We start from the raw sequence: 7225 nt of genomic DNA, 5'->3' as shown, positions 1-7225 counted from the left end.
CCGGAATAGGTGGCATAAAGCTCCCACGCCAGCAGGAGCAAACCGACCGAGATCATGGCCGGCATTGCCTTGACAAGAAGGCTCGCGATCGGGCGCGAAGCGACTGATGATGTGGCCACGGGAGACAACCTTTGACGGCAGCGCGAAAGCGCGGCTGGTTCAGACAGCCGACGGGCTGTTGGCCGAGACCGTGACGTCGAGGGTTACGTGGCCGGCGCCTGGTCCGAAGCGGCAGAAGGCCTCGTCCAGCGCCGAAAAGATCGCACCGGCATCACCGCGCAGTTTCGTGCAGAAATGCTTGGAACGCTCATAGACGCCGGACTGCTTGAGAAAATCGATGCAGCCGTAGATCTCGTCCATGTGGTCGTCGGTGCCCATCACATAGAGCGAGAACTGCGCCGCCGCCGGCTGGCCGGTGGCAGCAGCATTGCGCACCGCCGCAATGGCCGCATCCTTGCGCGGGCCGAGTGGCCCGACAGGCCCGCCAAGTGCATCGGAGCGGCAGATCGGGTCATCCGGCTCGCCAGGGCACCCGCGCGAGATGGCGGCCGACAACACGCAATGTTTGCCGCTGCGTGCCGCCGCCACGAAGAGGTCGCGCATGGCGGGAAACAGCACTTCGGGCGGCCCGACCAGCAAGGTCGAGATGTCGTCGGTCTCGATCCTGAGCTTGTCGCGCCAGGGATCGAGCGCACCGAGCGCGCCAAGAATGACACCGACGAATTCGTCGGTCATGGGGTATAGGGAAATCTGTGCGCCTGAAAACATCGCCCGCCTCGCTCCGCTGGTATTACCCAGATCAGCTTCTAGGGTCTGTGGGCTTGCCGCCCCCGTCTCAGCCCCGACCGTACGGAGCACCCCTGTGGATGTGCGCCTTAAAGCATCATTCGAGTTCAAGGGAAAGCCGTTTTTTCAGAGCACTGCGCCAAAAGCATTGCGCCAGTCACGGTGCGCCTGAGCGGAATTTTGTCGGGAACCTTCGCCGCCGCGACCGGTTGTCCCCACAGTCGCAACGCGATCACTTTCGTAGAAAACAAGCGACGACTTCACAGAAATGGAGACAAACCATGTTCATGAAAATCCTCGCAGCTTCGGTTCTCACCATTGGTCTGGCCACGTCAGCCATGGCGCAAAGCGCCGGCAGCAACAACGCAAATGGAAGCGGCAGCGGCAAATCGGTGACGGTTGAGCCGAACACGCCGGCTTCACCGAATACGGTCGAGCCGGACACTGTCGACCCGGGCACGACCAACAGCACGACTGGCACGGTAGGGGACATGAATTCGAACGCGGATCAGAATTGCCCGACCAACCCGCAAGGCGCGCAGACGGACGCCGATGGTAACGCGACGGCGCCAACGGTAAACGATAATAATTGTGGCAAGTAACCGCACACGGATGAAGCCGCTGGGCATCGCCCAGCGGCTTCATCCGTTTCTCTGGTCCGCAGCACTCGTTTTGCCGAACAGCCGGATTTGTGGAGCGGGTTTTCCGGCGGGCGGGCGCAAAAACAGGTGTTTTGAATTGAGCAGCCGTTTGAGCACTCTACCGTAGGTAAAATACAGGACCCGACCGTTGGCGAGATCGAATTCCACTGTTCCCCACCGCCTGACCGGAGCCTTTCCTGTGCAAGGCCCCAGCCTTCTGATCTGGAATCCCAGTCTGATTTTGCGCGTTCCGATTTCAAGATAGATGCCTGGCAGAAGGCCGAGCACATGCCATAGCCGTACAACATGCTCGACCGACATGGCCGGCGAGATTATCAGGTGGCTGGGCTGAAGCCGTGCCCAGACGAAGTCGCCTTTCGGCTGCGGCATTCCTGACAACAGCCCCCGGCAGTAGGCCGGCACCGCCTCGCTCACCAGAATCCGCATAGCGGTTGCCGTGCTGTCGACCAAGGCTTCTCTCGAGGTCCAGTCAGCTTCGGAAAACGGCACCTGCCCGAGAATGTCACCCTCGTCAAAACCGGCGGACATCTTGTGGAGCGTGACGCCGCCATGAGCCGCACACCGGCCGTCCACGGCCAAGCGCTGGGTCGGATGTGGCCCTCGATAGTCGGGGAGCAGCGCCGGGTGGAGGTTGACCCCGCCTTTGGAAAAATGGCCAAGAACCTCTTGAGGGATCAAGACAGGCAAAGTGTAGCAGACCAGCACATCGGCGCGGAGGTCAGACAATTGGCGACCAAGCGCATTCCAATCGTAAGGGCGGCCAAATTCGATCAACTTGACAGTCGTGTTACCGACAAACCGCCTGAGCAGCAGCTTGCGTTGAAGCCTTCGTCGGAAATTGCCGATGCTGAAACCGGTGGGACGACGCCGGAACCCGGGCACGATGATCGCGCCAATTGCATTTCCAGCCTCTAGCCAGCCGGCGAGCAGAGGCCCCGTATGGTTAGAGATATCGAGGACAAAAACGGCTGTGATCGGCTCCGAGTGATCGGTCGATTCGATCGGCCTCATCTTCGGCGGCTCAAACGGGCCGACAGATCAGGGCGAGCTTGTCAGGTCGGCTGAGTGGAAGGCGATGCCAAGGCAGTGACAACCGAAAGACGCTCGCGTTTTACAAACACTGGCTTTTCGCAGATTTTCTTCACGGCCCGTCTCCCGAAATCAGCTCTTCCTGCGCAATTGGACTGCGATACGGCAGGCTGTCAACCACCTGACCGTGTTTGCCTACCGCATCCGCATTCGCCGTTGACGAAGGCGTTCGAAGAGCGCTCGGATATTGTGAAAGCTCAATGGCCGACGCGACACGGTGCGCTGACTGAAAGGGGTTTGGATGCGATGACCTGCTCGACGACACCGTCGAGCAGCAATGCAGGGCAAATCGCAGTTGCGAATCTACGAAACCGCCGTCTCGCGAACCGGCAGCTTCCAGCCTGGCCTGACGAAGTGGCAGGTGTATCCGTTGGGATACTTCTCCAGATAGTCCTGATGCTCGGGCTCGGCTTCCCAGAACGGACCAACGGGTGCGACTTCGGTGATGACCTTGCCCGGCCACAGGCCCGAGGCATCGACATCGGCGATGGTGTCCTCGGCGACGCGCTTCTGTTCGTCGCTGGTGTAATAGATCGCCGAGCGATAACTCGTCCCGACATCGTTGCCCTGGCGGTTGCGGGTCGTCGGATCGTGGATCTGGAAAAAGCGTTCCAGCAGCGTGCGATAGCTTATGATGGCCGGATCGAAATTGATCTCGATGGCTTCGGCGTGGGTGCCGTGGTTGCGGTAGGTGGCGTTGGGCACGTCGCCGCCGCTGTAGCCGACACGGGTGGAGATGACGCCGGGATAGCGCCGTATCAAATCCTGCATGCCCCAGAAACAGCCGCCGGCAAGGACTGCACGTTCGGTCGAAGTCGCCATGTCACGTCTCCTCAAAAGCAATTCCAGGAAAAGTGTGTAGCGGTTTTCCGTCTGGAATTGCGTGAAAGCAAGTGGTCTCGCCATAAATGGGCATTGTCACCTGCTTCGTCCAGCGGACGCGGTGGATCTACCTCAATTGCTCGGTTGGGCGAGGCTGTCGATCAAACCCGGTAGCTTCATGCCAGGCGGAATGGCGGCAAAGCTGATCGCCACCGGTGGTGCCCTGAGCGACCAGGCGAAAAGAACGGTCTTGACCGGGATGTTTCCCAGCCACGCCAGCAGCCGAGGTGGCACGCCGCTCCCGGGCCAGACCAGGAGCATACCGTGATCGCGCAGCCGCTGGCTGGTGATCCAGGGGGCGAGCCGCATGTCGAGGTCGGTGAAGATCGACGGCTTGTCATAGGCGTTGAGGCCCGCCAGCAACGCGATGCGGGTATCGCCGCCGACGATGTCGAGCCGACCGGGCACCGCCGCGTGCCAGACCGCCTCGGCTTCGTCCGAAATCTGCCGCGCTGGCCAGCAGACGGCATCCATGCGCCCGCGCAAATTGCAACTCGTCCAGCGGATGCCCGCATAGGCACCGGACATGCCGAGGATGCAGGCGAACGCGCAGATCGCCAGCCGTCGCAGTTCGACGGCGCCAAGCCGATGACCCAGCAAGGCGATCGCCACAACGCCGACCAGATTGTACATCGGCGCGCCCCACGCCTCGCCGGCGCCGGTAAACAGCGAGGCCACCATGACAAGCACCGCCGGACCAAGCCCCATCCACACGAGATAGGCCAGCGCGCCGCGCTCAATGGGCTGTTCCGGCGCGGGCGAACGCCGCAACAGCCCCGATATCGACAGCACCAGCAATAAGCCGCAGAGCCCCGCCATTTGGACACCGATATAGTAAAGGCGGGCGCGGTGGACCAACACCCATTCATCGCGGCCGGCGACATAGGTCAGCGGCAGGAAATCGATGCGGTAGAGCTGGATGGCCAGTGGCGCGGCGACGGCGAGGAAAACCGCGAGCCCAAGCCAGGGCCAGGGCGTGGCGAGCCGATTGCGTGCCCGCGTGTCCGACAACAGCCAGATCGCCCCGAAGAGCAACAGCAGCCCGGTGGAAAACTTGGCATAGAGCCCGACGCCCGACACCAGTCCGAGCGCCAGCCACCAGCCCGGCCCACCGCCACGGCCCGCACGCCACAGCAGCCAGCAGATTGCGGCCCAGAAGGGCATCTGCGCGTAATCATGATTGAACTGCGGTGTCGGCCAGCCGAAGAAATACAATGACGGCATCAAAAGCACGGCGGCCAGCGCGCGGGTTCTCCCGAGCATGTCGCGGGCCAGCAGGTAGACGAAGACGAAGGTCGCCGAGACGACAAGCTGGGCGAGCAGATATTGCGGCCAGCGGAACGATCCGGTCAGAAGATGGCTGATCTCGAGCAGCCAGCCGGGGAGCTGCGGATGCTTGTAGGTCAAAAGCACCCATTCGCGGCCCCACATAAAGCTCTCGACGACATCGCCGGGCGGGGCGGCATCGACAAGCGCCGGCATCACGGTCCAGCACAGGATCTGCGTCAGGCATAAAAGCGCTAGGCCGGCTTCTGGATAGCGCGTCAGCCCCGGCCAGATCGACGACTGCCACCAGTCGCCTGGAACAGAACTGCCGACCGGCAGCCAACCGTTCATGGTTTCGTCGATTCGCGTCATGCGGTGGATAAATCACACCGGACGGTTTTACGAACAGCCCAGAACTTGAAGCTTACGAAAATGTATACTTGGCCGACCATGGCAAAACCAAGATTGAGGCAGAGTTTCGCGCCACCATGCCGCCTCTCCCGTCATCACATGCCAGCAAGACAACAATGGAACACGCCATCGCGCAGCACCCTGAACATGCCGGGCATGGCGCCTTGGGCGTGATCGCGGCAGGCGTCGCCTACGCCTGACCGGTTGCCGTCCCCAAAAAGCATCCAGGATTTGAAAAATGCGCCACCACCATGCCGTCATTCACTACCGTGCGCTCGATTTCTGGATGGCCCGTGCGGCCGTTCTCGTCATCATCTGCCTGCAGCTTCTGGTCATCAACAATCTCTCATTCGGGCCGCGCTGGGTGGCGCCCGCGCTGGAGGCGGCCCTGCTGCTGCCCTTGTCGGTGGCCACCGCCTGGACGCAGGCCGCCACCCGAAAGGCGGTCGAGGACCACGAGTGGCATGCGATCGGCCAGTTTCGGGTCATGATCCGCAGAACAGCCCTGACCATGACCGCCATCATCAGCATCATCAATTGCGGTTCGCTGGTCCTGCTGGTGCGTGCCTTGCTGGAGGGCCATGCCGGCAGTAGCGGTACGACGCTGCTGATCGACGCGCTCAACATCTGGGTCACCAACGTCATCGTTTTTGCCTTGTGGTTCTGGAGCACCGACCGCGGCGGTCCGCCGACCTGCGGCCTCGTCAAGCTCGCACAGGCCGATTTCCTGTTCGCGCAGATGACGTTGAACGACCGTGAGCTTCGAGATTGGCTGCCCGGCTTCGTCGATTATTTCTTCCTCGCCTTCACCAATGCGACCGCATTTTCGCCGACCGATACCTTGCCACTCTCCCAGCGCGCCAAGCTGCTGATGATGGCCGAGGCCATGATCTCGCTGCTGACCATCGCGCTGGTCGCGGCACGCGCGGTCAACATCCTCGCTTGATCGGCCCGACACGCGAAAATAGCCCGCCCGGCGAACCGGAACGGGCTATTTTGGGTTGTCTTCGATGGTTCGATGCCGCGGGAAACGTGCCTCGGCAATTCCGCCAAGCAATCGCCGCCGCACCAGCTATTCGTCCCGCGCGCGGCTGACTCTCCGCACCACGAACTCGAACAGGACGTCCGAAATCCACATGGCGCAGACGCCGATCAGGAAGGCGGCCGCCAGCGTGGTGGTGTCGTCGGCGGGATCGGGCATCGGCAGGCCGGCGATCCTGGCGTAGGACACCGCCGGCAGCGTCAGGTAGGCCGCCGCAAGTGCGCCGCAGATCGGCGAGGCCACCATTTCGCGCAGCTTGTAGCGATGCCGCGACAGCGCGCGCAGAACGCCGCCGGCGAGGCCCGCCGCCACGACCGGTCCCTTGATGCCGAGCAGGTCGAAAAGATCGTTCATCATGGCCTCCAGCCGCAAAGCTTCTGGCCCTTTTCGTTGTGAGCCAGGATCGCCGCCACCGACGCGTCGGAAAGGGTCGCCGCCTCCGCCCTTGTCGGCCGGAGGGGATGCCCGGCCGCGCAGAACGACCCGCCTGATGTGGTGCAGCCGGCCAGCAGCAGCGAGAGCGCTATGATTTTGACCATCTGGCCAGCCTCCCTCTGTTGTCGTCCGGCGTCCGGCCGGCGACGGCATCGTCGATCTTCTGGGCTTCGGTGCGCGCCGCGGCGTCGGCGGCATCCTGCCTGGCCTTCTGGCTGGCCTTGCCCTTGGCATAGGCTGTCCAGGCACCGGCAAGCGCGGCGCCCATTGCCAGAAGATACGGCCAGGCCTGGCCAAGCAGCGCGAGGGTGAGTGTTCCCATCTCATGTCTCCTTGGCCGGCGGCGCGACCATGCCGCGCGGCCCGTCACGCACCGCGTTGATGATGATCTTGGCAAGGGCAATGGCGCCGCTGATCTGAAGCGCGGTGCGGTCGCTCACGCCGAGCAGCGTCCAGTCGAAGCCGGCGAGCGCGCCGCCGCAGATGATGGCGATCAGCGTGTTGAGGAGATTGTGCAGCGCATTGGTGTTGAACCATCTCATCGAAACAGGCTCCCGAAAAAATCGGCGACGTGATGCCGGAAAGCCGCGAGCGCTCCGGCCATGAGAACGAGGATGCCGGCCGCGGCAGCCGCCTTGCCGCCGGGCGCCGG

The 7225-nt window shown here is 62.7% G+C and carries 11 protein-coding genes and 1 riboswitch; of the genes, 3 read left to right on the top strand and 8 right to left on the bottom strand.

Annotated elements, in window-relative coordinates; genetic code table 11:
- Nucleotides 1–159 precede the first annotated feature (159 nt).
- The gene (locus EN984_RS16330; RefSeq protein WP_127271736.1) at nucleotides 160–768 is read right to left on the bottom strand and encodes a YkoF family thiamine/hydroxymethylpyrimidine-binding protein; all 609 of its coding nucleotides are present in this window, start codon (nucleotides 766–768) and stop codon (nucleotides 160–162) included.
- A riboswitch (TPP riboswitch) is annotated at nucleotides 759–872 on the bottom strand. Its footprint overlaps the gene before it by 10 nt.
- 195 nt (nucleotides 873–1067) lie before the next feature.
- Between EN984_RS16330 and EN984_RS16325 the strand changes: the two genes are divergently transcribed.
- Nucleotides 1068–1388 carry a hypothetical protein gene (locus tag EN984_RS16325; RefSeq protein ID WP_127272385.1) on the top strand — a complete coding sequence of 107 codons (321 nt, stop codon included), beginning with the start codon at nucleotides 1068–1070 and terminating at the stop codon, nucleotides 1386–1388.
- A gap of 39 nt (nucleotides 1389–1427) precedes the next feature.
- Here the strand turns inward: EN984_RS16325 and EN984_RS16320 are convergent, their stop codons facing one another.
- From EN984_RS16320 to EN984_RS16310, 3 genes are all read right to left on the bottom strand, one after another.
- Nucleotides 1428–2459 carry a formyltransferase family protein gene (locus EN984_RS16320; RefSeq protein ID WP_127272384.1) on the bottom strand — a complete coding sequence of 344 codons (1032 nt, stop codon included), beginning with the start codon at nucleotides 2457–2459 and terminating at the stop codon, nucleotides 1428–1430.
- Nucleotides 2460–2840: 381 nt separating this feature from the next.
- Complete coding sequence (gene msrA, locus EN984_RS16315) at nucleotides 2841–3359, bottom strand: peptide-methionine (S)-S-oxide reductase MsrA (RefSeq protein ID WP_127272383.1); 519 nt, start codon at nucleotides 3357–3359, stop codon at nucleotides 2841–2843.
- 132 nt (nucleotides 3360–3491) lie between these two features.
- Nucleotides 3492–5036, bottom strand: coding sequence for a glycosyltransferase family 39 protein (locus tag EN984_RS16310; RefSeq protein ID WP_127270891.1), 1545 nt, complete (start codon nucleotides 5034–5036; stop codon nucleotides 3492–3494).
- Nucleotides 5037–5125: 89 nt separating this feature from the next.
- On the opposite strand from EN984_RS16310, the gene EN984_RS37730 reads away from it, so the two are divergent.
- Both EN984_RS37730 and EN984_RS16305 read left to right on the top strand, forming a co-directional pair.
- Nucleotides 5126–5296 (top strand): hypothetical protein, encoded by a 171-nt coding sequence (locus EN984_RS37730; RefSeq protein ID WP_164748724.1) that lies wholly within the window; start codon nucleotides 5126–5128, stop codon nucleotides 5294–5296.
- A gap of 38 nt (nucleotides 5297–5334) precedes the next feature.
- Nucleotides 5335–6042 carry a hypothetical protein gene (locus EN984_RS16305; RefSeq protein WP_127270889.1) on the top strand — a complete coding sequence of 236 codons (708 nt, stop codon included), beginning with the start codon at nucleotides 5335–5337 and terminating at the stop codon, nucleotides 6040–6042.
- Between the two features lie 126 nt (nucleotides 6043–6168).
- Here the strand turns inward: EN984_RS16305 and EN984_RS16300 are convergent, their stop codons facing one another.
- Genes EN984_RS16300 through EN984_RS16285 form a run of 4 tightly spaced genes read right to left on the bottom strand, consistent with a single transcriptional unit; the run spans nucleotide 6169 to nucleotide 7115 of the window.
- Nucleotides 6169–6492 carry a hypothetical protein gene (locus EN984_RS16300; protein WP_127271121.1) on the bottom strand — a complete coding sequence of 108 codons (324 nt, stop codon included), beginning with the start codon at nucleotides 6490–6492 and terminating at the stop codon, nucleotides 6169–6171.
- Nucleotides 6492–6677 carry a hypothetical protein gene (locus EN984_RS16295; RefSeq protein WP_127271123.1) on the bottom strand — a complete coding sequence of 62 codons (186 nt, stop codon included), beginning with the start codon at nucleotides 6675–6677 and terminating at the stop codon, nucleotides 6492–6494. The genes EN984_RS16300 and EN984_RS16295 overlap by 1 nt, the downstream gene beginning before the upstream one ends.
- Complete coding sequence (locus EN984_RS16290) at nucleotides 6662–6895, bottom strand: hypothetical protein (RefSeq protein ID WP_127271125.1); 234 nt, start codon at nucleotides 6893–6895, stop codon at nucleotides 6662–6664. The genes EN984_RS16295 and EN984_RS16290 overlap by 16 nt, the downstream gene beginning before the upstream one ends.
- A 1-nt stretch (nucleotide 6896) precedes the next feature.
- Nucleotides 6897–7115, bottom strand: coding sequence for a hypothetical protein (locus tag EN984_RS16285; RefSeq protein WP_027035106.1), 219 nt, complete (start codon nucleotides 7113–7115; stop codon nucleotides 6897–6899).
- Between the last annotated feature and the right edge of the window lie 110 nt (nucleotides 7116–7225).

It is taken from the genome of Mesorhizobium sp. M7A.F.Ca.CA.004.12.1.1, assembly GCF_003997835.1.
Classification (GTDB): Bacteria; Pseudomonadota; Alphaproteobacteria; order Rhizobiales; family Rhizobiaceae; genus Mesorhizobium.
This window is presented reverse-complemented; position numbering and strand designations above follow the sequence as displayed.